The sequence below is a fragment of the Actinomadura livida genome (genome assembly GCF_014648675.1).
In the GTDB taxonomy this organism is placed as follows: domain Bacteria; phylum Actinomycetota; class Actinomycetes; order Streptosporangiales; family Streptosporangiaceae; genus Spirillospora; species Spirillospora livida.
This window is the reverse complement of the sequence record NZ_BMRO01000010.1, coordinates 104,188-129,547: the sequence shown is the minus strand read 5'-3', so window position 1 is coordinate 129,547 and position 25,360 is coordinate 104,188. Positions and strand designations below refer to the sequence as shown.

The window sequence follows — 25,360 nt, the reverse complement described above, 5'->3', positions numbered from 1 at the left end:
CACCTCGGTGGTCCCGCCGCCGATGCTCATCGCGCGGGACGCGAGCAGGTAGCGGGTCCAGCGGGCGCGCAGCTCGTCCTTCCAGCCGCCGGTCAGGGCGCCCTCCTCGCCGAGGAGCGTGAACCCGAACTCGGTGACCTGCTGCCCGTGCTCCATCGCCACAAGCTTCCGGACGTTCGCCGTCGCGCCCGGGTCGGTGCCCGACAGCTGCTTCAGCGTGGCCCGCAGCCCGAGGAGGTTGAACGAATGCTCGTCGCAGGCGAGCCGGCCGAGGCCGTCGCGGACCACCGGGTCGTCGGCCAGGCCGAGCCCGGCGGCGAGTTCGAGCAGCTTGGGCAGGTCCCCGCCGAGCTGGAAGCTGCTGGTCAGGCCGACGCGCTCGTTCGCCAGGGTGGTGCGGGCGACGCGCCAGCCGGCGTTGACGGGCCCGACGACGAGGTCGTCGGGGACGAACACGCCGTCCAGGAACACCTCGTTGAAGACGGCGTCGCCCGTGCACTCGCGCAGCGGCCGGATCTCGATGCCCGGCGACGCCATGTCCACCAGGAAGTACGTGATCCCGTCGTGCTTGGGCCGGTCGGGGTCGGTGCGGGCGATGCAGATGCCCCACTGCGAGTCGCGGGCCAGCGACGTCCAGATCTTCTGGCCGCTGATGCTCCAGCCGCCCTCGACGCGCTCGGCGCGGGTGCGCAGCCCGGCCAGGTCGGAGCCCGCGCCCGGCTCGGAGAACAGCTGGCACCAGATGATCTCGCCGCGCAGCGTCGGCGGCAGGAACCGCTCCTGCTGCTCCCGCGTCCCGTACTGGACCAGCGACGGGACGACCCAGCCCGCGATCATCAGCGGCACCGGGCGCACCTTGGCGGCCTTCAGCTCCTGCTGGATGACGATCTGCTCCAGCGGCGAGGCGTCCCGGCCCCACGGCTTCGGCAGGTGCGGGGTCACCCAGCCGCCCTCCGCCATGGCCGCGCGCTGCGCGAACGGGTCCATCGCGGCCAGCTCGGCGACGCGGGCGCGGATCTCCTCGCGCACCGGCTCCGCGTCCGCCGGCAGGTCGACGCTCATCGGCCGGCGCACGCCCGCGACGGCCAGCGCCGCCACGTCCGCGCGGTGCCCGCTCGCCCGGCCGAGGAGCGCGCGCAGGGTCAGCGCCCGCCGGTAGAGCAGGTGGGCGTCGTGCTCGTAGGTGTAGCCGATGCCGCCGTGCACCTGGATGTCGCCTTCCGCGCAGGTGACGGCCGCGTCCGCGGCCAGCGCCGCGGCGACGCCGACGGCGTAGGCGCGCTGCTCCTGGGGCTCGTCCAGCGCGCGCGCCGCGTCCCACACGGCCGCCCTCGCCCGCTCCAGCGCGATGAGCATGCGGGCGCACTTGTGCTTGATGCCCTGGAACTGCCCGATGGGACGGCCGAACTGCTCGCGGATCTTGGCGTAGGCCACCGCGTCGTCAAGGGCACGTCCGGCCACGCCGCACGCTTCGGCCCCCAGCAGGACGACGGCGAGCGCCCGCACGTCGGCGCCGTCCAGGAAACGCTCGTCCGGGACGGTCACCCCGTCGACCGTGACGGATCCGACAGGGCGGGTGACGTCCAGGGACTCCAGCGAACCGACGACGACCTCGTCCCGCTCAAGGACGACCCAACGGTCCCCGGCCGGAAGCAGGAACAGGTCGGCGAGCGGCGCGCCCAGCACGGGCTGGACCGTCCCGGAAACGCTGGAGCCGTCCACGTCAAGGCTTCCGGACAGGCCCACCGCGGCCTTGCGGGACCCGTCCGCCAAACCCGGCAGCAGCTTCGCGTCCCCGCAGGCGTGCAGCACCGCGGACGCGAGCACGGTCGGCGCGTACGGCCCCGGGGCGAGGACGCGGCCCAGCTCCTCCAAGGCGACGGCCTGCTCAAGGAGCCCGAAGCCCTGCCCGCCCGCGTCCTCCGGCAGGTGCAGGCCCGGCAGCCCCTGCGCGGCGAGCGCCGGCCAGAAACCGGCGGCGTCCCCCGCGCGGACGGCCTCCGCCGTGATGTTCCGCTCGGCGAACCCGCGCACGGACGCCGCCAGCGCCTCGTGCTCCTCCGTCAACCCGATCGCCATGGTCCCACCTCTCCTAGAAGTGGGCACAGCCTATTAGAACGGCATTCGGTTTGTCAGGGCGCGAGCTTCAGGCGGGTGAAGAACGTGTTGACGTCCGGCCACATCTGCTTGTGCGTGTTCGGCACCGACGCGAACACCACGGCGGGCGTCTTGCGGCCGGTGTCGATCACGGCGGTGGCGACGACCTCACCGGTCGCCCGCACCCCCTCGCGCTGGTAGGTCAGGTAGGAGGCGATCAGCCAGCCCTGCCGCCCGCCCACGTTCAGGGCCTGCGACGCCAGCGGCTTCGTCTCGTGCGGGAACGCGTAGTACTGCGCCTCGTACCCCTGCGCGACCACCGCGGTGGCGTTCTTCACGCTCTCCGGCCCCTGGTAGGCGGCCGCCATGCTCGGGTGCAGCGTGCCGGTGAGCAGCTGGCCGTACCAGAGCTGCCCGCCCCGGTTCTCCGTCACCAGGACCTGCTGCCCGGACCAGCCGGCCGTGCCCAGCCCGTTCTGCTTGGTGGGCACCTTCCACGGGGCGGCCATCCGCGGGTACGACAACCCCGAATGGGCGTCGGCGACCTGCCCGCTCACCCGGCTCGGCCGGCCGCTGAACGCCGCGAGCCGCTTGTCGGGCGGCAGCTCCGCCTGCGGCGCCTCGGACTGCTCCGCCGTCCGGCCCGCGTTACCGCCCGAGTCCGCCGGCTCGTCGCCGCCGCCCTTCAGGAAGTACACGGCCCCGGCCGCGACGAGCGCGATGACCAGCAGCCCGATCCCGCCGAACAGCACCAGCCGGGAGCGGCCGCCGCCACCGTCCAGGACGTCGCGCGGCGGACGGGGCGAGCCGCCGAGCTTGGCGTCGGCGGACGCCTCGTCCGCCATCCACTCCGGCATCTGCCAGTTGCCGCTGCTCGGCTTGCCCGGCTTGGCGGGCTGGCCGGCCCCGGTGGGGACCGCGGGGGCGTACCGCTCGTCGCCCCGCTCGTCGTCGGCGCCCTCGTCGAACAGGTCGCCCTCCCACTGCGGCGACTCGGCCTCCGGCGCGGGCGCCACCCGGACGTCCTCGGCCTCCGGCTCACCGGACGACCGGTCCGGCTCCTCGATCTTGCCCCAGACGTCGTGCGACCGCCCGCCCTCACCGGAACCGGCTGCGGGCTCGGACGCCGGCATGAACCCGCCGGGCACCTTGGGCTCGGGGAAGGCCGCCTGCGGGCCGGTGTCGTCGCCGGCCTGCGGGTCCTCGCGGGATTCGTCCCGCGGCTCGCTCTCGCTCATATCGGTCCAGCGCACGCCGCGCTCCCCCTGATCGGACATGCGGCACACGTTACGCGAAGATCAGCGCTTGAATCCCGACCTGTAATCACGCTCTGGACACATCTTCCTATCGCCTCAGTGATACGCAGCAGGTCCGCCGTCACCCGGTGTGACCAGCCTCTCTTCGCCCTCCGGGCCGCCCGCCAACCGCTCCCTGACCATCAGCGTGGCACCCGCCACCGCACCCGGCATCGCGAGCACCGCGCCCAGCGGAATGAGAAACACCACAACGGTCGCGGCACCGAACCCGACCACCAGCGCACGGTTCGCCCTCATCCGCACGAACCGCTCCTTGCGCAGGATTCCGCGCCGCTCCAGCGCCACCGACGACAGTTCGCCCGCCAGGAAGTACCCCGACACCAGCCCCGCGACCACGGGCACGACCGTCTGCCCGATCACGGGCAGGAACCCGCACGCGAAGAACACCACGGCGAACCCGAGCGCGACGGCCCCGAGGATGAGCGTGTCCTTGACCGCCCGCCCGATCGAGACCATCAGCGGCACCCCGGGGTCCGGCGGCGCACCGCCCTGCGACTCCTCGACCCGCACCGCGATCGCCTCGTAGAACGGGTCCCCGACGAGCAGCGTCACCGCGGTGAACGTGATCAGCGCGACGAACAGCGCCGACCCGAAGATCGCGATCCCGGCGACCACCCGAGCCGACGTCCGCGCCGCGTCCGACCAGCCGTCCGCGAACCCGGTCACCCACCCGGCCAGCCCGTCGACCTGGAACGCCAGGAAGACCAGCGCCGCGCCGTACACGGCCAGCACGATCAGCGCGGGGATCAGCCCGAACACCCACTGCGCCGGACGCCGCGCCACCCACCCGAGCCCGCGCAGCAGATACCCGATACCGCCGAACAGGTCCTTGACCCCGGACCTCTCCGCACCGACCTCCGGCAGCGGCCCCGGCGCCCCATACGCTCCACTCACGCCGCCAAACCCTATAGGCCCCACCCCAACCCCACCCGCAACTCCCAAAACCACCAGTGCCCGCCCTGGCGGGAGCGAGGGTGTGGCGGGAAAGTGGAACAGGTTCTAGTATTCGGGGATGCGGTTCACCTACGCCGAGGCGATGACCGACCCGTCCTATTACCTGCCCCTGGCCAAGGCCGCTGAGGCGGCGGGGTACACGAGCATGGCGGTGGCCGACTCGCTCGCGTATCCGGAGGAGTCCGACTCGGTGTACCCCTACACCGAGGACGGCAGCCGCGAGTTCCTCGAGGACAAGTCGTTCATCGAGACGTTCACGCTGATCGCGGCCATGGGCGCGGTGACGAGCACGATCCGGTTCACCCCGTTCGTGCTCAAGCTGCCGGTTCGCCCGCCCGTGCTGGTGGCCAAGCAGGCGACGTCGGTCGCGTGCCTGACCGGCGGGCGGCTCGGGCTCGGCGTGGGCGTCAGCCCGTGGCCCGAGGACTTCGAGGTCATGGGCGTCCCCTGGGAGCGGCGCGGCAAGCGGATGGACGAGGCCATCGACGTCGTGCGGGGCCTCAGCCGGGGCGGGTTCTTCGAGTTCCACGGCGAGTTCTACGACATCCCCGCGATCAAGATCACGCCGGCGGAGCCGTTCCCGATCCTGGTCGGGGGGCACAGCGACGCGGCGCTTCGCCGCGCCGTGGTCCGCGGCGACGGGTGGATGCACGCCGGCGGGGACGACCTGGACGACATCCTGGCCAGGCTGAACCGCATCCGCGAGGCCGAGGGCAAGGCGGGCGACCCCTTCGAGGTCCACGTGATCTCGCTCGACGCCTACACGCCCGACGGGGTCAGGCGGCTGGAGGACAAGGGCGTCACCGACGTGATCGTCGGATTCCGGATGCCGTACGTCAAGGGCCCCGACACCGAGCCGCTGGCCAAGAAGATCGAGCACCTCGAACGCTTCGCCGAAACGGTCATCGCCAAGGTCGACCGCTGAACGAGAACGCGTTACAGTCCGAGCCATGGACGCCATCATCTGGGACGCACCGGACGCCGACCACCCGGCCCGCCGGGCCGCCCGCGCCTCCATGACGGCCGTGATCGGCGGCCGCAAGGACGAATGGCTGCGGCTGTTCGCCCCGGACGCCCTCGTCGAGGACCCCGTCGGCCCGTCCTTCCTCGACCCGTCCGGCAACGGGCACCGGGGGCACGACGCCATCGGCGCATTCTGGGACACCTTCGTCTCCACCATCGCCGGCTTCCGGTTCACCATCGCCGACTCCTTCGCCAACGGCGGCTGCTGCGCCAACGTCGCGACCATCACCACCACCATGGCCGACGGCTCCACGATGACCATCGACTGCGTCCTCATCTACACGGTCGACGAGGCCGGGCTGATCACGTCGCTGCGCGCCCACTGGGAGCCCGACCGCGCCATGGCGACGATCACCAAGCCCTGATCAGGCCCACCCGTCGTCCCCGAGGAGCAACTGGGCGATGGTCTGCTCCAGCCGCCGCACCGCCATCGACTCCCCCACGAACCCCCGGACGGCCTGCAGGAACTGCTGGAGGCCGCCCGGGTAGTCCAGGCACGTCTGCACGATGGCGAACAGATCGGCCCGCGCCTCCGCCGACCGCGCGGCGGCCCCGGCGATCTCCTTGGGCAGCGCGCCGACGAGCTGGTCCCGGCCGCGTTCGACGCGGAGCCGGGGGATGTCGAGCAGGTCGTCCACCACGCGGAACAGCTGCACCACGGGGACGTCCGCCGCCATCCGCGGCACCGCGCCGGGCACGCGCGCCGCACCCGCCTCCTCCGGCACCGCCGGGACCGGGGCCGAAGCCGGCCGGTCGAGACGCCCGCCGGGCACCATGATCCATGCCTGGTCGGAGGTCTCCTTCACCTGGACCTCGACCCGGTGGTAGTCACCCGGGTCCACGAGCCCCCGGCCGTGCGACACCACGTCGTCGTACACCCGCTTGGAGACGATCACCGCGATCGCCGTCTCGGCCCGGGCGACCGCCTCCTTCAGCGGCGCCGCGTCCAGCAGCCGGAACGCGTGCGTCAACGCCGTCCCGACGATGCCGCGCCCGTCCCACTCGGCCTCCCCGACGTTGAAGGCCACCCGCAGCCGCATCCGCGCCGCGTCGCTCGCCGCCTCGTTGTGGTGCCGCACCTCCGCGCGGAGCCGGTCGACCACCGCCGTCAGCAGCGACTCCATGCCGACGTGCGGCGGAAGGACGACCATCACCCCGTCGCCGCGGTCCTCGTCATACCAGTCGTCCGGCCGCAGTCCCGTGCTGGCGAGGCTGCGCTCAAGCCCGTCGTACATCGCCTTGCGCACCCGCACCCGCACCGGGTCGGCACGGGAGGCATCGCTGAACCCGGCGATGTCGCACACGAGGAAGGAACACATCCCCCTCGGCCGCCACCGCCCCGAAGCCGGCCGCACGGTCTCCGTCACGGGCACCTCACCGACGCTCTCCGCCAACCCCACTCTCCAAGCATCCGCCGCCCCACGCAACAGAACTGCGTCACCCGCCACGGTCGGCGCCGACCGCTCCCGCTGAAGAACCAGGGCTTGGCCCCACCAAAGCGCCACCGGGGACGGGCACCACGAAAATTGTCGTGGCTCACCCACCGAGATCACCACGTATACGGGTGTCAGCCTCTAAGATTCGTTACGTCGCGGTTAGGCTGGTGCCCCTGAGCCCACAGAGGAAACCCGACACCTTTTCCGAAAGCGGGACAAGAGGGGGAGTCGGCCGTGCCGGTTACTCATGGCAGCACATCGGAGTCCAGCGAGCACGCGGTGTCCTTCACCTGGACCCCTCCCACCCTCCGTGAACTGGACGCGGCGGAACCGCCCGAGGGATCGGTGCTGAGTGCCGCCCTCCGGCGCGCGAGCGCCGAACTCCGCGACCCGCGGCCCGTCCGAGCGGCCTTCGACAACAACCTGATTCCACCCTCCACCCGCATTTGATGCCTGTGGCCGATTCCGGCGAATGGCCGTCCCACGGTCTCGACATTCCCGCGCTGCTGGCCGGCGGATGGCGGCCCGTGCCCTTCTCGGAAGTCGTGCTCAAGATCCATGGCCGCTGCAATCTGGCCTGCGACTACTGCTACGTCTTCGAGGGCGCGGACCAAACGTGGCGGGCACGGCCCACCGCGATGCCGCCCGAGGTCGTCGCCGCCACGGCCGCCCGGCTGGCCGAGCACGCCCGCGACCACGAACTCGACAAGGTGACGGTCGTCCTGCACGGGGGTGAGCCGCTGCTGGCGGGGAAGGCCGCCCTCGCGGGCGCGGTCGCGCGGTTCCGCGCGGCCATGCCGCCCTCCTGCGGCGTTGAGGCGTGCCTCCAGACGAACGGCGTGCTCCTGACGGACGACATGCTGGCGATGCTGGACGAGCACGACGTGGGCGTATCGGTCAGCCTCGACGGCGACCGCGCCGCCCACGACCGGCACCGGGTCCGCGCCAACGGGCGCGGAAGCCACGCCGAGGTCATGCGGGGGCTGACCCGGCTCGTGGCCTCGCACCGCAGGCTCTACCGGGGACTGCTCTGCGCGGTGGACCTCGACAACGATCCGATCCGGACGTACGAGGCCCTCCTGGAGACCGGGCCGCCGCGAGTCGACTTCCTGCTTCCGCACGGCACCTGGACGGTCCCGCCGCCCCGCCGGCCCACCGAGGGCGGCGGCACGCCCTATGCCGAGTGGCTCATCGCGGTGTTCGACCGCTGGTACCACGCGCCACGCAGGGAGACCGGTGTCCGGCTGTTCGAGGAGATCATCAACCTCCTGCTCGGCGGGCAGAGCCAGAGCGAGAACATCGGGCTGTCCCCGGTGGCGATGCTCGTGATCGACACCGATGGGACGCTGCAGCAGGTCGACACGCTGAAGATCGCCTACCCCGGTGCGCCCGAGACCGGCCTCACCGTCTTCGACCACCGTTTCGACGACGCCATGTGGCACCCCGGCGTGGTCGCGCGGCAGATCGGCCCCGCGGCGCTGTCATCCGCGTGCGGGATGTGCGCGGTGCGCGACATCTGCGGCGGCGGCGCGTACGCGCATCGCTACCGGGAAGGCCACGGCTACCTCAATCCCTCGGTGTACTGCCCGGACCTGATGAAGCTGATCGGCCACATCGGCCGGACCGTCCAGCGCGATCTCGCTCTCGCCCGGCCCGCACGAATCCGCTGACCTCGCCTGACCGCCGGGCACCCCCGGGGTTCACAAAGCGGTCGGCTCGATGTCGCATTCGAGCAACTCGCCGCGTTCGGCGGCCAGGACTTCCGGATGGCTCCGGCCCAGCGCCTGTGCGAGCTGGACCAGGATCGGTTCGATGCCGTGCTCATCGCCGCCCATCGCGGCGCGGGCGCGCACGAGGTTGTGCCTGACGGCCAGCGAGTAGGGATGCCGTTCGCCCAGCGCACCGATCATCTTCTGCAGCGTTTCGGAGAGAAGCCGGACCGCGGATTCCATCTCGCCGAGAAGGTAGTAGTCGTTGGCCAGCCCCACAGAGGCGCACAATGCATAGTGGTGATTCGGCCCCAGAATGCCGGCGGTGAGGTTCGATAGCGCGATCTGGTCGGTTTCCTGCGCGGCGTAGACCTCCGCCAGACGACGCAGGATCACCGCCCGGTCGGTGGCGCAGACGTGCACGAAGGGGTGGGCCTCTCCCATCACGCGGCGATAGCAGTCCAGCGCCTCATCGATGAGCGGCAATGCCTCCCGGGGCCGTCCGGCCGCACTGGCGGTGAGGGCCAGGCAGACCTTGCTCGCCAGCGTGTTCGGATGCTCCTCACCGAATCGCCGGACGTAGGCGGCGAACGTCTCGGCGGCCACACGGTGCGCCTCCTCGTACCGCCCGAGCTTCCGCAGCGTTCCCGCGTAGCTCATCCTCGCCTGCAGCACCATCGCGTGCCCGCCGCCGAGGACCGGGCGCAGCGTGTCCAGGCTTTCGGCCTGCCTCTTGCAAGCCTGGTCGTACCGACCCAGTGCGTGCAGGTCGCGCGCGAGGTTGTGGGTCGTACGGAAGCGCAGCCGGTAGGTCTGGCCGCTCTCGGCTCCCCTCTTCCAGACCTCCTGGTCGATCTCGTACGCCTTCTGGAATTCCCCCAGGATGCGCAGGTCGAGCGCGAGATTGCTCGCGGCGAGATGTGTTCCGGGAGCATCCGGGCCCAGCAGCTGGCGCATGCGCCGCCAGGCGCGGAGGTCGATCTCGTAGGCCCTGCGGAACTCGCCGCGGAAGCGCAGGTCGGCCCCGAACCCGGTGGCGGCGAAAATGGTGTCCGGGTGGTCGACACCGAACTTCCGTTGGGTCCGGTTCAGGTTGTCCTCGCTGAGCTCCGCCGCCGCCCGGTTGTCTCCGAGACCGCGCAGGGCGTTCACCAGCACCCGCGAGATGCCCAGGACCTCTGCGTCGTCGGGGCCGTACCGGGGCAGCCACCGGTCCAGCGCGATCTCCGCGAGCCGGCGGCTGCCCTCGTACTCCCCCGACTGGTACAGGAAGTTGGCCTGGTCGATGCCGACGCGGCGGATGCCGATGTCGTCCGCCTCGAACACGCCCGACGGGACGACGTGCGGAGTGATCTCGGAGCGGCGTTCCCAGGTCGATTCGACGGCCGGTTCCTCCTCGGGGGTGGCCGCGGCCAGGATCGCGTGGACGTACCCACTCGCCTGCCGCCGGACATCCTCGGCGAGCCGGTCGTCGATGATCGCGCGGACGAGCCGGTGGACCTGGAGGGTCCCCGACTCCTCGTCGAACTTGGCAAGGGAGAACCGCGAGATGTCGCGCATGGCGTCGCGGAGCCGCGTCTCGTCCGCCAGCAGCTCCTTCAGCCCGGGCGGCAGCGCGGCGGCGCGGCCGGCGGCCAGCAGGCGGCAGGACACCGGCTCGGGATCGAACACGGCCCACAGTTCGAGCAGCTGCCCGGCCACCGGGTTCTCCTCCCGGAGCCGGTCGAGGTTCAGCCGCACGCCCGCCGCAAGCGGGCGCGGCAGGTCGTCCCCGGGCGGCTCGCCGGCGGCGTCCTCGATCAACCGCTGGTCGAACAGCCGCAGGTAGTCCTCGACGGTGCCGCCGGTGACGATCTGCCACGCCGCCGCCTGGTGCACCGCGAGCGGAAGGTCACCCACGCGCTCGGAGAGCATGTCGGCCTCGACCTCCGACAGCCCCGGCACCAGGCGCCGGAGGAGCGTGATGCTCTCGGCCCGTTCGAAGACGTCGATCTCGACCACGGAGGCGTGCCGTTCCCACCTGCGGTCGCGCGAGGTCACCAGGACGTGGCGTCCAGGCCCGAGGCCGGGCTCGACTCCGTCGACCCCCAGCGGGGTCAGCGGAAAGATCTGCTCCGGGTCCTGCGCGTTGTCGTAGATGAGCAGCCAGCGGACGTAGGGCCTGTCCGCGCACAGCGCCCGCAGAACGCCGTCCACCGTGGTCTTGATGTCGTCGCTCATCGGCATGCCGAGTTGGCGCGCCAGCAGCGCGAGCGCCGCCCGCGACGAGGTCGTCTGTTCGGCGGGGATCCACCAGACCAGGTCGTAGTCGTCGGCATGGCGGTAGGCGTACTCCAGCGCGAGGTTGGACTTGCCCTCACCGCCCGTGGCGAGCTCCGAATGCGGCAGGAGCACGGCCATCCCGTCGCGTAGTGCGTCCCGGACCCCCGCGAGGAGCCGGTCGCGTCCGACGAAGTCGGGATTGCGGCCCGGTAGTCCACTGCGCGGCAAGGGGACGGGATCGGCGGCCGCGGCCCCGTCCGCCGCGGCGGGGGGCGATACCGCGTCCCTCGCGTCCGCCGCCTCCCCGAACGAAGGCGTATCCGGTGCGTTCTCGCTCGTCAGCCGCTTCGCCATCTCGCGGTAGGGACCGCCGAGTCCGGCCAGCGCCTGGGCCGCGACCTGCGCGAACGGCAGGTCCGGCGGAAGCTGCGCCTCTCCCCGCTGCACCGCCGCGAGGAGCGCGGGAAAGTCCATGGACGAGCCGATCCGCTCCCGCACGACGCTCCACACGGCACGCAGGACCTGGTACACCTCGCGCCTGCGCAGCCCCTGCAGCAGGATCTCCCTGACCCCGTCGTGGAACTCGTAGACGATCTCCTCCTCGCCGCCGTCGGACGGGCGGCCCACCATCCGCAGCATCCCGCTGAGGAAGACCTCCGCCAGATCGGCGGACGTCGAGGCCGGGAGCATCGCCCGCTGCACCAGGCGCATCACGGGCAACCGCAACGGAGCCGCCGCGAGGTAGGTGGCGAGCTTGAACGCCGTCGGCGACGAGGAGGCCCGGAACTGCTTGACCCGCATCTCCGGCGACACGGCGGCGTCGCCGGTGTCGGCGGGTGGCGGGTGCATGACCGGACGGCCCGTGAACAGCGCGGCGCCCATGATGTCGCGGCCCCCGCGGGCGACCATGCCCGCCCAGGACCGCAGCCAGCGTTCGCTGAGCTCGACCACCGGAATCGGGATGCCCAGCGGACGGTCGTCGGGCAGTTGCGGCGGCGTCCGCGTCACGGTCAGCTGCTCGTTGACCACCGCCGGCCCGGACGCGCCGAAGCGCACCGGCTCGATGGCCGCGGCGGTCCGCCACCACAGGCGCTGGGGCAGCGGCTGAGCGATCGCGACGGTCCCGGCGCGGCCCCACCGGTCGAGCAGCGCCGCGGCCCGGCCGTCCTGCCACGCCGCGCCGATGCAGTCGCTGACGACCAGGATGAGGCGCCGGTGCGTCGGGTCGGCCAGCTCGTCGGGGTCGCGGTCCGCACCGATCCCGAAGGCGGAGCCGGTGCGCAGGGACAGCCGCCGCGCACCGGAGTCCAGGTACCAGGTCCGCACGTCCCGGAACGCGCCGAGGTGCTGCAGCAGCAGTCGCAGTTCCTCCACCGTCTGCCGCCACACCACCATCGACGGGCCGACGTCCGCGATCAGCGCCAGGTCGTACCGGCGTTCCTGCGCCGGCACCATGACGGGTTCGCACACTCCCGTCTCGGCGATGCGCTGCGCGGTCGCCGCCTCGTCCAGGTGCTCACGCGTCAGCGACGGGACGGTCGCGCGCAGCGGACGCAGCGCGCGGGAGAGGTGCAACGTCCGGGAGATGGCGGGGACCGCGGGCATGCGGACCGGGAAGGCCGTGGCCGGCACGTTCTGCCCGGCCAGGTAGAGCCCCGCCTCCACCGTCCGCGGCGGCGGAGGCTCGCGGTCCCGCGCAGCGGGCGCTCCGGGCGGCGGGTCGGGCGGCGCGGGCGAACCGGGCGGCCCGGCGGCGCTCGGTTCCCCGAAGCCGTCCGCCGCCTGATGGGCCGGGCCCTCGTGTTTCTGGAGCCAGTCGGCGAGCCACAGCGCGTCCGCCAGCTCCCCGGCCGTCGGTTGCGGGTCGAGCGCCCTCAGGGCCTCGACGAGCTGCCCGATCATCCCGCGCCGGGCTGCTCGATCGGGCGCAGCACGGTGTCGAGGATCTCCGCCAGCTTGGCCTCGGGCGGCCTGCTGCCGGAGGTCGCGAGGTAGACGGCGTTGAGGAGCTGGTCGGTGGCGAGCGCTCCGTCGGCGCGGCGGGCCAGGAACTCCTCGATGAGGTGGTCACTGGCGGCCCTGGCGTCCACGCCGAGATGCGCCTCGATGATCTCGGCGAGCCGCTCCGGGCCGGGCGGCTCGATCACCAGCCGGACGCAGCGGCGGAGGAACGCGGGCGGGAACTCGCGCTCCCCGTTGCTGGTGATGATGACGATGGGGAAGTTCCCGCACCGCACCTCGCCGTGGTCGATCGGCACCCGCTGCCCGCCGTCCGCCGTCATCACGTGGATCCGTGACTGCTCCTCGGGCAGCCGCTGCAGTTCGAGGATGGGGAACCTGCCCTCCTCGAACACGTTCAGCAGGTCGTTGGGCAGGTCGATGTTGCTCTTGTCCAGCTCGTCGATCAGCAGCACGCGGGGCTGGTCCCCCGGCAGGAGCGCGGTGCCGAGCGGACCGAGACGGATGTAGCGGCCGATGTCCGGCGGATCAAGCGTGTCCGCCCGGTCCCCCGCACCGCGCAGGCTCGTCTCGTGCAGGCGGCCGATCGCGTCGTAGTGGTAGAGCCCGGTCTGGAGCGTGGTGTTGCTGGTGATCGGCCAGTACAGGACCGAGCCGAGACCGAGCTCGTAGGCGACGTTGTGGGCGAGGGTGGACTTGCCGGACCCGGGCTTGCCGGTGACGAGGAGCGGGCGCCGCAGCAGGATCGCCGCGTTGACCCGGTCGATCACCGACTCGTCGGGCCGGTAGGAGATCGCCTGCTGCAGATCCCGCCATCGGCGGCCCTCCGCCGCGTCGTCCGTGCTGAAGCGGCGCCATGGCGGGGGCGGGGGGAGCCGCCGCACCCGGTCGTGCGGCCGGCTGTCGCCCCGGTATATGCGCCAGTCACCGGCCAGGCCGCTGATCTCTGGTTCTGTCGTCATGGACGCCTTCCGGAAATGCGGTGGACTATGCGGGCGATCGGAGCCGCACGTACGGCTCGGGGATGCGTTCGGCATCGTCGAACACGAGCGTCAGATGCAGGCCGAGGTGAGCGGTTCCGGCGCCTTCGCCGCCTCCGGACAGCGCCTGGCGGCGCAGCTCCATCGTCCGGCGCGGCAGCTTCATCACGTCTTCCGCCAGGAGCCCCTTGGCCTCCCTGGCGAACCGGGCGGGGTCACGGCCGTCCCGGCACCAGGCGACGACGGGGATGCCGGCGAGCAGGCCGACCCAGTGCTCGTCCGTCTCGCCGTTCGCGCCGCCCCACGGAGGGAACGCCAGCGCGAGGACGGTCTTGGACGTTTCCGACAGGTGGGAGAACAGCTCCTCCTTGTCGTACTCGCCGCGCCGGGTCACCAGGCAGACGGGGGCGTCCACCGAGTTGCCCGACAGCCATTCCCACTTGTGCCGCCAGTCGGGATGGACCGCGGCGAGGCGCATCCGGTCGAGGCTGCGCACGACCACCGGATACCGGATTCCGATGCGGTGCTCGAACCCGGCGATGCTGATCTTCTCCTGTTCGAACGGATGGTCCAGCAACGCGCGCGGAAGGATGAACTCGATCGTGAGGTCCGGGCTGCGCCGGCCGACGACGGACCTCTCGGAGGTGAGCAGCCGCTCCAGCAGCTCGGGGATCCGGCTGAGCGGCAGCGCCTCGTCGCCGCACTGCAGGGTGCTGCCCGGTTCGCGGCCGACCTGGAGCCACGCGGTCACCAGGTAGCGAGCCTCCTCCAGCGCGTCGGGCGCGCATTCGATGACGAGATAGTTCTCGGACGCTTCGGGCTCGGCCCGCGGCTCGAGCGAGGGACGGTGCCGCTGGAGGAACATGCCGTCCAGCCCGTGGGCCACCGCCTGCCGGCGCACCCAGTCACGGAGGGCCGGCGCCGTCGGGTGGCCCGCGTCCTCGGCCAGGTCGCTGACGAACACCAGCAGGGGCGGCGTGCCCTCGGCGCCCGCCGGCATCTCCTCGAGGAGCGCGACGACGTCGTGCATGCTGCGGATCTCACGGTCGAGCGTCGGCCAGGCCGGCCCGACGGCCCGCCGGTACAGCATCGGGAACCTGCCGAGATGCGTCAGACCGGGGTCGGCCCGCTCCAGCCACGTGATCAGCTCGTGCAGTTCGCGCCGGTCGGCCTGGTCCAGCCACGGTTCGGGGAGCAGCTCGGTGACGAGTTCGTCCAGTGCCCGCACCGACAGGCTGTTCGGATAGAAGGTCTGCAGGATCCGCACGAGAGCCTGTGCCGCGCCCGGATAGTTGAGGAGGGCGTCGACCAGCGCCCAGACATCGAGCTTCTCCTTGTCGTGCTGGACGTATTCGAGCCGGTGCCCGAGGTCGCGCTCCAGCGCCGACAGATGGACGGCGCGCTCGCGACGGACGCTCATCGCGTCGATGCGCAAGATCGCCTCGACGAGCCGATGCTGGTCGTCGACGTTCAGCGACGTGATCACTACCCCGTGCCTCCGCCCCCGCCCACGCACGCGGCGGATCACCGCCTGCCCGCCGACCAATGCATGGGCGCCGTGAACCAACCGACACACTATGACGCACAAGGGTCGCCGGTAACAGTGTCAGAAGACGCATTTCAGGCAGGATGTGTCAGCCGGGGCTAGACGTGCCCGCCCACCGTCCTCAACCGGTCAGCCGTTCCCCGCGGGCGCCGGCCATTCCACCGCAGGCTCCGCCCACGGGCTCGGCGACCAGTTCGACACCGTGGTCAGGGGCGGCCGGGGGTCCGGGTACAGCCGGGCCCATTTCCCGCATTCTCGCGAATGCGTCGAGCAGACGGTCCCGCACGAAGGCGAAATGGAGGACGACCATCAGTATCCCCGCTATGGCGGTGAAGGCCACACCGACGAGAATTCCGGTTCCCTCGGTGCCGAGGAGATGAATGATCCAGCCACCGCTGAGCGCTCCGAGCGCCACGGCCCCCACGCTCAGAAAACGAGTGATACCCGTGACGCTGCCCAGCAGCTCACTCGGAAATGTATTCGCCTGGTGAGCTCTGAGCGCCACATTAATATAGGCGCCGATGACGCTGCACAATCCCCACATGGCCAATCCGACCACGGGATTGTCCCCGGTGCCGATGATCCAGGCCAGCGGTATCCAGGCCAGCACGCAGAAGACGACTGACATGGAAGGCGGCTTGCGCAGGAAGAAAGGAGACCCGACGGCGCCGAGGAAGCCGCCCAGGCCCGAGCAGGCGAGCAGGAGGCCGACCAGGTAGCTGGGGAGCCCCCGCTGCTCGGCCAGCAGGATCTGCAGGAGGACGATCACCTGGAAAAAGAAGTTCGCCAGCACGCAGACCGTCAGAACGGCGCGCGAGAAGGCGTCGCGCATGAGCCGTTCCAGGACATCGCGAAGCGCCAGATCGCCGCCCTTGCCACCGGGCTTCCTCCGCGTGCGGTCGAGGCCCGTCCAGACCTCCCCGCCCGCCTTGGCATTCGGGCCACCGGTCCGGCCTTTCCCTGATGCGCTTCGATGTTTCGGGCGCCTTATCGCCAACAGCGCGAAGACCGAAAAGAGGGACGTTAAGGCGGTCACGAGCCAGGGCATCATCGGGGCGACCGCGAGCAGCGCACCCCCTAACGGGCGGCCGAAAAGCATTGACGCATTGAGTTTCGCCTCGTTGCTGCCGATCGCCAGGTTCAGCGACTTCTTCGAAACGATGTCCGGAACCGCGGCGATCTCCGCCACCTCGTAGAAGACGGAGCAGGCGCCGTCGATCAGCGCGGCAACGACCAGAACGACGACCGAATTACACGAGAAGGCCAGGCACGCGAACGCGAGCGTCGCCGTGGCCATCCGCACCAGCTGGCTCGCCCACATCACCTTGCGACGGCTGACGCGGTCGACCATGAATCCGGCCGGCACATGGAGGACGAGCCCGGGAAGCACACTGGCGGCGGTGACACATCCCGCGGCGATCGGGGATCCGGTGATGGCGAGCGCGAGCAGTGGGCCCGCGGCCGCCACGCTCATCGAGCCGAGCTGCGAGACCGCGGACGCGCCCGACAAAATAGCAAAGTCGCGGCGCCGCTCGGTCATTCTCACATAGGAGCGGCCCGCCGTTTTACGTGGTCCGGTGCCATGACCCGCCAGGGCAGGGGACGGCGATGTGCGCCCCCTTGGCATTCGCATTAATTCGCACCCATACAGACCTCAAACAGACACCGAACCTCATCTAGCGGAAAACACCCCAAACCAGACATACGCCTGCCTTGATATCCTTATGGGAAGGATATCCGCGCATGGTTTATGTCCCCGCCGGGGAACGCTATGTTTTCGTCAAACACAAAGCTGTGAAGCCGATTTAGGTAACTATCGTGTTGCGGCCGCACCAGCCCACGACCCCACGGGTCGGCCCCGTCCTTTTACAGAACAGCTACCTACACGAAGTTACGCATCTGCAAGGGGTAACGTTCACCAGGCAGCAGCATGGTTCTCTTGGCGTCGAGTGCTTCCCGGTTATTGTGGTCGCGCCCGAGAACGTCCTCGAGGACGGCGCGGGCGGCGCGCGTCCGTCCTGACTGCCAGAGCGCCCGTCCGAGCGCGGTCTGGATCGACAACTCGCGCGGTAGCCGGCTTGCCGCCGCCCTAAGCTGGCGCACCGATTCTCCAGAGTCGGTCGACAGGAGAATGCGGCCGATTCCGGCCAGACGCCAGCCCACCGCGGCGTTGTCGGGCACGGCCTCGAAGATCGCAGCGGCCTCGTGGTAGTGGCCGACGGCGGTCTTCGCATCTCCCCGCTCGTAGGCGATGTCGCCAAGGAAGGTCTTCGCGTCGGCGAGAAGGCGGAGATCACCCTCGCCACAGGCTCGGACAACCGCCTCGGCGTGTCTCCGCGCGAGTTCGCGGTCTCCCGCCGACAAGGCTCGATGAGCTTCGAGGAGGCGCACGGAAGGGCTCGGCCGGTGGATGGGGACCGGAACCGTTACCCCACCGACCTTTCGGACCGGCGCGGCCAGCCTGGGATGCTGCAACTCGTAGTACCGGTCTTCGTTCCGGAGCCGAGCCCGGATGAGGTGGCGGTCCTGCGCGGCGTCGATGACCGCCCTGGGCATGCTCTGGCATAGCTGCTGCTCAGGGATTCCTGCGAGCCCGTGCGGACCGCCGAACGCCGTGCGAAACCAGGAGAAGACGGTCGGGGCCGGAAGACTCTGGTCGGCGGCGATCGTGGCGAGGCTATGAGCGCAGAACTCCGTCAGGACCCGGTCGACCTCGGCACCGAGTTGCGATGCGGAAATCTCGCTGACGTCCGCTAGCTGCCGGTAGAGGCTTTTGCATACGAGTTGGAGCAGGGCGGGTTCGATCCGGGAGGTCGTCTGCAAACCGGTCGTTCGTCGTACCGTCCGGAGTTCCGGGACCAGAAGCCGGGCCACGGCCTCACCAGGACCTCCAGAGAGGCGGAGCGGCTCCGCAACCGCTTCGTGGGCGGCCTCCGGTGTCAGAGGCGCTAACTGGTAGCTGGCCGGTGGCGCTTGGCCGAGCCGGTCAGCGACCTCCAGGGCCAGATCGAACGCGTCGTCTCGCACGGCCAGGAGCAGGTGCAAGTGAGATGCCTGCTCCATCGCCATCGCCAGGTCATCGAGGAGGCTTTCACGGTGCTGACGTTGTTCACGCCCAGAAGGCGTATGCAGAAGCCTCTCAGCGCCGTCGATGGCCGCGAGTGTGGGGACCTGATCGGCTCCCCGGTCCGGCTGCCCGTACCTGCGCAGCAACTTCGTGACCGGCGTTTCGGAGACCTGCGTCAGTGATACGCGCGGATACCAGGAGGCCAGAACGGCAAGCCGGAAGGGGTTGTGCTCGGGCAAGGCGGCCAGCGGGAACGACGGGCGGTGGACGGGCTGTGCGACGGGCAGGACGTGCGCCCCACCTTCTCGCAGCAATGGGACGACACCGGCGTGCAGCAGCGAACTCTTGCCGACACCGGCACCGCCACTGAGCAAGGTGAGCCGGTTGGCCTTCCACAGGCCGGCTACCTCGTGCTTCTCCGTCGCCCTCCCGTGGAAGATCCGCTCATCCTGCTCACGGAACATGCGTTCGCCCACGAATGGGGCCGAGTCGTCCGGAGAGGCTTGCGCGGTCATCATTCCGTCCCCAGGAGCGGGTTCCGCGGAGATCTTCAGCGGCATCGGATTCACGATGCCCAGTCCCATGAGGCTAACGCATCGTCACTGCCCTACGGCGACGTTTCCAAACAGCCCGCCCACCGGATCCGCCGCCAAGAGCGGCGCCGGCCGCTCCTGACGATCACTCGCAGGAACCCGCGCCCGTGATCGTCACACTGTGCGGCGGCCTACTTGACCTGTTATCGAATTCAGCAGCGATGGAACCCGGCCTGGCCAGCTCCATTAGCACCCGCGCAAGCCCTGGACCAGTACGAGGGCCAGGAATGATGGGAGGAGTGTGGCTCGCAAAGCTGAAGGGGAGCTGGCCGGAGGTGCGTTGCTGCATCTGTCTCTCCTCTGCACCGACGATTCGGAGCGTCCACGTGTCCGTACTGGCCGCTACGGCAGACTGACCGGAACCATGCTCTCAAGAATTCGCCCTCTGCACCATAGGCCCTACCACGCCATTCACTTTCTGGGACGGCAGAAAACAAAGATACAGACGACCGAAACCCGACCTACGAACAACGTGTCATGCGACACAGTCTGGAACGATCGGGCTCATTACACTATCTTCGTTGAAAGAAATTACTTGACCACGTCGTGATGCACTGTGCCTGTCGGTACCGGCATGACACAGGGGGATCGAGTGAGCCATATACAGCCGAACACATCGCCCAAGATTCCCCAGGTATGGGGCAAGATCCCTCCCCGGAACAAGAACTTCACCGGCCGCACGGATCTACTCGAACGGCTCCATCAGGGGCTGGGCGGTCGGGTCACCGCGGTGCTCCCGCACGCGTTGCACGGCCTCGGCGGCGTGGGCAAGACCCAGATGGCGGTGGAGTATGCCCACCGCTATCAGTCTGACTACGACCTGATTTGGTGGATTCCCGCGGACCAGCCTGTCCTGGTGCGGTCTTCGCTCGCGAGCCTGGCAGCGCCTTTGGGCCTACCGTCAGCGTCGGTAAGCGGTGTCGAGGAGGCGGCCAATGCGGTGCTTGAGGCGCTGCGCCGAGGTGAGCCCTTCACGAACTGGCTGCTCATCTTCGACAACGCCGACGAGCCTGAGGAACTGTCCGACATCCTTCCGCAGGGGCCCGGGCATGTACTGATCACGTCGCGCAACCACCGTTGGGCGGGCGTCGTCGACGCTGTTCCGATCGACGTCTTCACCCGCAACGAGAGCGTGGATTTCCTCACCCGACGGGTCCCGAGGGGGATGACTCCGGAGGACGCGAACCGGCTGGCCGAGGAACTCGGGGACCTGCCGCTCGCTTTGGAGCAAGCGGGCGCGCTGCACACCGAAACCGGTATCGCGGTGTCGGAATACCTCCAACTCCTGGCGGAACGCACCAGCCAGTTGCTCTCCCAAGGACGACCCAGCGAGTATCCCGCGTCGATGACGGCCGCCTGGGCCCTTTCGGTCGCCAGCCTGGAGGAGAAGCTCCCTGAGGCGCTGGATCTCCTGCGCTACTGTGCGTTCTTCGGTCCCGAGCCGATTCCGCGAGACGTGTTCATCAGGGTCGTGCCCGGTCTGAGCCCACAGATCTCGGAACTCATCGCCGACCCGATCCGGCTGGGCCGAGCCATCGCCGAACTCGGGCGGTTCGCCCTTGCCAGATTGGACATCCCCGCCAGGACGATCCAGGTCCACCGACTGATCCAGGCCCTCGTCCGCGAGGAATTGCCGGTGGCTGAACAGGAGCGGCTCCGCCACGAGGTACACCTGCTGCTGGCCAACTACGTTCCGTCAGAGCCGAGCAACGCGCAGAAATGGGACGACTATCTCATTGCCCTCGGGCATCTCGGACCGTCCGGAGTGGCCCGGTGCCAGGCCTCGGTGGTTCGCGAACTCGCGCTCAACATGATCATTTTCCTGTACGCATCGGCGGACTATGGCTCTGCCCGAAGTTTCGCGCAGTCGTTCATCAGGGAGTGGTCATCGACCTCTGGCACTGACGACGAGAGCGTTCTTGGGATGAGAGTGCAGATGGGCAACCTTCTGCGCGAACTAGGCCAGTATGAAGAGGCGGCCACCAACAACCTGGAGACCCTCCAGGCTGCCGAGAAGGTCCTAGGCCCTGAACACGAGACGACGCTGCGCGCCCTGCGCGGTCGAGCGGCGGACCTCCGAGCCAGTGGCGACTTCTGGCAAGCCCACGAAATCGACGAGGAGGCTCTACCTCGTTTCAGGTCGACTTTCGGAGAACAGGAATGGAATACCTGGCGAGCCGTTAACAGTGTTGCGCTCGACCATGGCCTGAAAAGTGACTATCAGAGAGCACGGACACTTCTTGAACAGGTGATCCGCGACATTCGATCGGTCAGCGATTCGACCGAAACCTCTTCCTACATCAACATCTTGACTGGTCTGGCGAGAACCGTGCGGCTCGGCGGGGACTACTCCGAGGCGTGCGATTTGGGCGAGGACGCTTACGCCTATGCCATCGATCAACTGGGTCCCGAACACGCCTGGACGCTGCGCACCGGGAAGGACCTTTCCATTGCCTGGCGCAGAGCGGGCGACTACGACCGCGCCATGGAGCTGGCCGAAGAAATTCACCAGCGTTATGTAAGGACTCTCGGCCTCGACCATCCCGACACGCTGGCGGCCGCCATCTGTCTGTCGAACATCCAGCGCACGGTCGGTTTGTTCCAGGAGGCCGTGGTGCTCGCGGACGACACCGTCCGCCGCTATCCGCGCGTCTATATCACCGAGCACCCGTACAACCACGCCTGCGCGGGGAACCTGGCCATCCTGCGCCGGATCACCGGCGCCCCGGAGATCGCCCGGAAGATCAATGAGGATGCTCTGGCGGGGTTGGAACCGAAGCTGGGCCGCGACCACCACTACTCCCTCACCGTTGCCGTCAACCTGTCCAGTGACCTGGCGGCGCTCGGCGAGAAGGAGTCGGCATACCGGCTCTGTGCCGGCAGTCTGCGACGGCTCACAGCGCTGCTGGGCGAGGACCACCCCACGACCCTCCTGGCCGCGGCGAACACCGTGGCGAATCTCCGGGACCTCGGGAGAGACGACGAGGCCGCGGAGTTGTCCGCCGCCACCGAGGAGCGCTACCGCCGCACCCTCACGCTCGACCACCCCGACGCACGCGTGTTCTTCGAAGGGCGCCGTCTGGACGCCGACTTCGACCCGCCACCGATCTAAGCGGCTCAGCCGACCGGGGCCGGGGACTCGACCGCCACGAGGCCCAGGTCCCGGCCGAGCACGTCCCGGATGTGGCTGATCAGTTTGTAAAGGTCGTGGCAGAACACCGACGGGTTGCGGAAGCCCGTACCCGATCGGTACCGGTGCGGGTACAGGCCGCCGCCGCAGACCTCGTGTGCCGCGCAGGCCAAGCACTGCTCCGACAGCGCCCGCCGACCGATCTGCCGAGCAGCGACGGACGGCAAGGACAACACGGTGTCAAACGGGTCGCGCGAAACGTGCAGCCGCGTACCCGCGGCCCCTTCGTAGGCAGACTTCAATGAGTCGACCTGCTCGATTTCCCCGTTCGTCTCCACCACGGCCACGGCGACCGGAGACAGCCCAACGGCTTCGCTGGCCGACATCCGGCCGAACAACAGCCTGATGATTTCGCTGAACAGCCGGATGCGCACCACATCCGCCTCACCGGAATACCAGCGGTCGAAGATGGCGATGAGCCAGTCTCCATAGGGCGTCGACTCGTCCGCTGGACGCCCTGGCGGCGGCGCGTCCCAGTTCCCGTGCGGCAGCAGAAAATCCATTTCCGGGGGGCTGAACTCCAGCAGCGACTCATACGTCACGACCGGGTCGTTGCGCAGCTCAATGGTGCTGAGGAGTCCACCGAACAGATGCCGGTAGCGCGGACCCATGAGGCGTTCTAACCCGCCCACCACATCGCGGTAACTGCCGCGGCCGTCGGGACGCCGCCGGTGCAGGTCGTGCCCCTCCTCGTCGCCGTCCACGCTCACGCCGACGGAAACGCCGTACTCCGCGAACAGGTCCAGGTATAACTCGTCGAGCAGGACGCCGTTCGTCTGGACGCTGAAGCCGACGCCCACGTCCGACCCGCCGGCGTCCAGAATCGTCTCGATCGCGTACCGCAGATGTTCGACGCCCGCCAGCAGCGGTTCACCACCGTGCAGGACGACCTGGATATCCGAGAGCCGATTCGCCCGGGCGTGCTCCCCGATGCGCTGCGCCGTCCATTCGAGGACCTGCCGCGACATCCGCCGGGGCTGCCTTCGCCAGCCCTGGTCGGCCATCTCGTACATGTAGCAGTAGTCGCACGCGAGGTTGCACCTGCTGTGCACCTTGAGGATGAAGTCGCGGATCGGCGTGGGGCGCCAGCCGCCTTCCAGGAGGCTCCGGACGTCCAGGGCGCCCGGCCACTCCGTCGCCTTGCCGGGCTCGTCTCCGTGGACGCCCACCTACTGACCCCCCACCGAGATCAAGACACGGCACTGCGGCTCTATTCGTACTGATATGTCTGGTTTGCAAGATCAATAAACGCCCTCATCCACGCTTGCTGAGGGCCCAGCGCTCATGGTCCCGCCACACCCCGTCGATCTTGATGAAGTCGGGCGAGAACCCCTCCCTGCGGAAACCGAGGCGCTCGACGAGCCCGATGGACGCCGCGTTCCCCGGCTGGATATCCGCCTCGACCCGATGCAGCTCCAACTGCTCGAACGCGTACCTGACCGCCAGCCCGACCCCTTCCGTCAGGTAACCGCGCCCGACATGAGGGAGAAAGGCCGCATACCCCAGCACCCCGCGCTGATACGGGCCACGCACGATCCCGTTGATGTTGACGATCCCGGCGATGTCTCCCCCTTCACGCAGGCACACCACCATTCCGACCGCGGCCACCTGGTCGAACCGCGCCAGATAGGCGTCGAACTCCTTGGCGGACACCGGCAGGTTCACCCAAGGCCGGTGGAACCCGTAGCTCATTTCCGCCAGCTCGACGAACCGCTCCCGATCCTCCGCCTCCACCCGCCGAACGGCAACCCGCGTCCCCACCCGCAACGTCACGCTCACCCAGGAAATCTACGCTGGGGAGAGTTACGAAGAGAAGCCGCCCTGAAGCTGTTCACCCGGCCGCCGACGGCAAACCCACGCCCGGACGGCAGAAGGTCAGGTCGCGGAGAGCAGAGCGTCGGCCAGGTTCTCGCCGGGCCTCATACCGGGCGGAATGGCGAAGACGGCGCTGCCGGTGTGCTCGATGAAGGCGTTGAGCCGATCGGACTCGGCCAGCTTGCGCTGGGTGCGGACGAACTCTCCGGGGTCGCTCATGTATGCGCAGAACAAGAGGCCGCTGTCGTAGGCGTCGTGGCCTCCGCCGGAATGCACGGGCATGTCATCGCCGTGGTCGTGGTCCGCGTCCTTGCCGTGATGGTGGTCGGCGACCGGTTCCCTGTTGCCCTGGAAGCCGTAGTCGTAGTTGTACGAGCGGCGCAGCATCGGGACGTCGCGTACCAGCGCCACGTGGGAGTCGGCGAGGATGAGAGGCTCGCCGTCCGGTCCCTTCTTGCCGAAGTCGGGTTCGCTGAACTCGTGCCCGCCGCTGAGCGGGGCCCCGTCGCTCCGGCGCCGCCCGATCGTCCGGTCCTGCGTGAGCGCGGTCGAGGTGTCCCACTTCGGCAGGTTCATGCGGATCTTGCGGAATACCAGGTAGGTGCCGCCGGAGAACCAGGCCGGCTCATCGGCGTCCGACCAGACGGCACGGTCGAACTCGGCGGTGCCGACGCGGGGGTTGGTGGTGCCGTCCGGGTGGCCGAACAGGTTGCGCGGTGTGGCGTCGCCGAACGCTCCCAGAAAGCCCTGCTGGCTCCACTGCAGCCGGGCCAGGCCCGGAGCGCGGCTGCGCAGGGTGCGGAAGGCCCGGCTGACCGTCTGGAGGTCGTCGCCGCAGACCTGGACGAAGAGTTCCCCGCCGCTCCAAGCCTTCTCCAGCCGGTCGCCGCGGAAGCCGGGAATCGGCGTCAGCCGCCGGGGCCGCGCCCCTTCTCGTCCGATCCGCTCGAAGAGGTCCGGCCCCAGGCCGAAGGTGACGGTCAGCCGGGAAGGTTCCAGATCATCGGCGACACCGGAGTCCGCCGGCACCTCCGGCCGGGCGAACGGCATGGGACCGGGCGGGAGTCCTCGCGTGAGCCGTTCGGCGGCCACCGTCCACCCTTCGGTGAGCCGCCGGAACGCGGCCACGGTCTGCTCGGTGGACAGGCGCTCGCCTTTCACCGGGTGGGTGGTCTCCAGGTTGAACGCCGCGAAGAGCGCGTACCGCTGCTGCGCGGTGGTGATGCCTGCTTGGTGAGCGCCGTGGAACGGCTCAAGGCGCGCCCCGGCCCGTGCTGGACGCGGCGCCGGCGCGGCCTCGCGACCGCCGGCGACCAGCGCACCCCCCGTCGCCGCCGCACCCGCGGTCGCCGCGAACGCGGCGATCGCACCGCGCCGCGAGAAGTGTTGGCCTGATTCCTCGGACACGAGTAC

Annotated in this window: 16 protein-coding genes; 4 read left to right on the top strand and 12 right to left on the bottom strand. The window is 69.6% G+C overall.

What is annotated here, in order from left to right:
• From IEZ03_RS23980 to IEZ03_RS23970, 3 genes are all read right to left on the bottom strand, one after another.
• A partial coding sequence (locus IEZ03_RS23980; protein WP_189241232.1) for an acyl-CoA dehydrogenase family protein occupies window positions 1–2,079 on the bottom strand: 2,079 nt, incomplete at its 3' end.
• Window positions 2,080–2,132: 53 nt separating this feature from the next.
• Window positions 2,133–3,374 (bottom strand): flagellar basal body-associated FliL family protein, encoded by a 1,242-nt coding sequence (locus IEZ03_RS23975; RefSeq protein ID WP_184880958.1) that lies wholly within the window; start codon window positions 3,372–3,374, stop codon window positions 2,133–2,135.
• A gap of 75 nt (window positions 3,375–3,449) precedes the next feature.
• Entirely contained in the window at window positions 3,450–4,307 is an 858-nt protein-coding gene (locus tag IEZ03_RS23970; RefSeq protein ID WP_229808525.1) for an EI24 domain-containing protein, read from the bottom strand.
• Window positions 4,308–4,425: 118 nt separating this feature from the next.
• Between IEZ03_RS23970 and IEZ03_RS23965 the strand changes: the two genes are divergently transcribed.
• Together IEZ03_RS23965 and IEZ03_RS23960 are read left to right on the top strand one after the other, a co-directional pair.
• On the top strand, window positions 4,426–5,292 hold the full coding sequence (locus IEZ03_RS23965; RefSeq protein WP_184880956.1) for a TIGR03619 family F420-dependent LLM class oxidoreductase: 867 nt from the start codon (window positions 4,426–4,428) through the stop codon (window positions 5,290–5,292).
• A gap of 25 nt (window positions 5,293–5,317) precedes the next feature.
• On the top strand, window positions 5,318–5,755 hold the full coding sequence (locus tag IEZ03_RS23960; RefSeq protein ID WP_184880953.1) for a nuclear transport factor 2 family protein: 438 nt from the start codon (window positions 5,318–5,320) through the stop codon (window positions 5,753–5,755).
• Here IEZ03_RS23960 and IEZ03_RS23955 read toward each other — a convergent pair whose 3' ends face one another.
• A complete protein-coding gene (locus tag IEZ03_RS23955) occupies window positions 5,756–6,709 on the bottom strand; it encodes an effector-associated domain 2-containing protein (protein ID WP_184880951.1) in 954 nt (317 codons plus the stop codon).
• A gap of 566 nt (window positions 6,710–7,275) precedes the next feature.
• Between IEZ03_RS23955 and IEZ03_RS23945 the strand changes: the two genes are divergently transcribed.
• The gene (locus tag IEZ03_RS23945; protein ID WP_184880947.1) at window positions 7,276–8,496 is read left to right on the top strand and encodes an FxsB family cyclophane-forming radical SAM/SPASM peptide maturase; all 1,221 of its coding nucleotides are present in this window, start codon (window positions 7,276–7,278) and stop codon (window positions 8,494–8,496) included.
• A 30-nt stretch (window positions 8,497–8,526) separates the two neighbouring features.
• On the opposite strand, the gene fxsT (IEZ03_RS23940) is transcribed toward IEZ03_RS23945, so the two are convergent.
• The 5 genes from fxsT (IEZ03_RS23940) to IEZ03_RS23920 all read right to left on the bottom strand — a co-directional run bounded on the left by fxsT (IEZ03_RS23940) (window position 8,527) and on the right by IEZ03_RS23920 (window position 18,933).
• Entirely contained in the window at window positions 8,527–12,699 is a 4,173-nt protein-coding gene (fxsT, locus tag IEZ03_RS23940; RefSeq protein ID WP_184880945.1) for an FxSxx-COOH system tetratricopeptide repeat protein, read from the bottom strand.
• Window positions 12,696–13,718, bottom strand: a complete 1,023-nt coding sequence (locus IEZ03_RS23935; RefSeq protein WP_184880943.1) for an AAA family ATPase — start codon at window positions 13,716–13,718, stop codon at window positions 12,696–12,698. Before IEZ03_RS23935 ends, fxsT (IEZ03_RS23940) begins: the two co-directional genes overlap by 4 nt.
• Window positions 13,719–13,743: 25 nt before the next feature.
• Entirely contained in the window at window positions 13,744–15,222 is a 1,479-nt protein-coding gene (locus tag IEZ03_RS23930) for a VMAP-C domain-containing protein (RefSeq protein WP_184880941.1), read from the bottom strand.
• A 181-nt stretch (window positions 15,223–15,403) separates the two neighbouring features.
• Window positions 15,404–16,822 (bottom strand): MFS transporter, encoded by a 1,419-nt coding sequence (locus IEZ03_RS23925; RefSeq protein ID WP_184880939.1) that lies wholly within the window; start codon window positions 16,820–16,822, stop codon window positions 15,404–15,406.
• A 341-nt stretch (window positions 16,823–17,163) separates the two neighbouring features.
• Window positions 17,164–18,933 carry a tetratricopeptide repeat protein gene (locus IEZ03_RS23920; RefSeq protein ID WP_184880937.1) on the bottom strand — a complete coding sequence of 590 codons (1,770 nt, stop codon included), beginning with the start codon at window positions 18,931–18,933 and terminating at the stop codon, window positions 17,164–17,166.
• Between the two features lie 601 nt (window positions 18,934–19,534).
• Between IEZ03_RS23920 and fxsT (IEZ03_RS23915) the strand changes: the two genes are divergently transcribed.
• The gene (fxsT, locus tag IEZ03_RS23915) at window positions 19,535–22,054 is read left to right on the top strand and encodes an FxSxx-COOH system tetratricopeptide repeat protein (protein ID WP_229808524.1); all 2,520 of its coding nucleotides are present in this window, start codon (window positions 19,535–19,537) and stop codon (window positions 22,052–22,054) included.
• Between the two features lie 5 nt (window positions 22,055–22,059).
• On the opposite strand, the gene IEZ03_RS23910 is transcribed toward fxsT (IEZ03_RS23915), so the two are convergent.
• The 3 genes from IEZ03_RS23910 to IEZ03_RS23900 form a co-directional block, all read right to left on the bottom strand.
• Window positions 22,060–23,301, bottom strand: a complete 1,242-nt coding sequence (locus tag IEZ03_RS23910) for an FxsB family cyclophane-forming radical SAM/SPASM peptide maturase (protein WP_229808523.1) — start codon at window positions 23,299–23,301, stop codon at window positions 22,060–22,062.
• Window positions 23,302–23,386: 85 nt separating this feature from the next.
• Complete coding sequence (locus tag IEZ03_RS23905; protein ID WP_184880932.1) at window positions 23,387–23,911, bottom strand: GNAT family N-acetyltransferase; 525 nt, start codon at window positions 23,909–23,911, stop codon at window positions 23,387–23,389.
• A 96-nt stretch (window positions 23,912–24,007) separates the two neighbouring features.
• Window positions 24,008–25,354, bottom strand: a complete 1,347-nt coding sequence (locus IEZ03_RS23900; RefSeq protein WP_184880930.1) for a Dyp-type peroxidase — start codon at window positions 25,352–25,354, stop codon at window positions 24,008–24,010.
• Window positions 25,355–25,360: the final 6 nt, after the last annotated feature.

Bases quoted from the DNA above. Each gene is read 5' to 3' on its own strand.
- IEZ03_RS23935 (WP_184880943.1), bottom strand. From the start codon at position 13,718: ATGACGACAGAACCAGAGATCAGCGGCCTGGCCGGTGACTGGCGCATA.
- IEZ03_RS23945 (WP_184880947.1), top strand. From the start codon at position 7,276: ATGCCTGTGGCCGATTCCGGCGAATGGCCGTCCCACGGTCTCGACATT.
- IEZ03_RS23925 (WP_184880939.1), bottom strand. From the start codon at position 16,822: ATGACCGAGCGGCGCCGCGACTTTGCTATTTTGTCGGGCGCGTCCGCG.
- fxsT (WP_184880945.1), bottom strand. From the start codon at position 12,699: ATGATCGGGCAGCTCGTCGAGGCCCTGAGGGCGCTCGACCCGCAACCG.
- IEZ03_RS23920 (WP_184880937.1), bottom strand. From the start codon at position 18,933: ATGGGACTGGGCATCGTGAATCCGATGCCGCTGAAGATCTCCGCGGAA.
- IEZ03_RS23975 (WP_184880958.1), bottom strand. From the start codon at position 3,374: ATGTCCGATCAGGGGGAGCGCGGCGTGCGCTGGACCGATATGAGCGAG.
- IEZ03_RS23965 (WP_184880956.1), top strand. From the start codon at position 4,426: ATGCGGTTCACCTACGCCGAGGCGATGACCGACCCGTCCTATTACCTG.
- IEZ03_RS23960 (WP_184880953.1), top strand. From the start codon at position 5,318: ATGGACGCCATCATCTGGGACGCACCGGACGCCGACCACCCGGCCCGC.
- IEZ03_RS23955 (WP_184880951.1), bottom strand. From the start codon at position 6,709: ATGTGTTCCTTCCTCGTGTGCGACATCGCCGGGTTCAGCGATGCCTCC.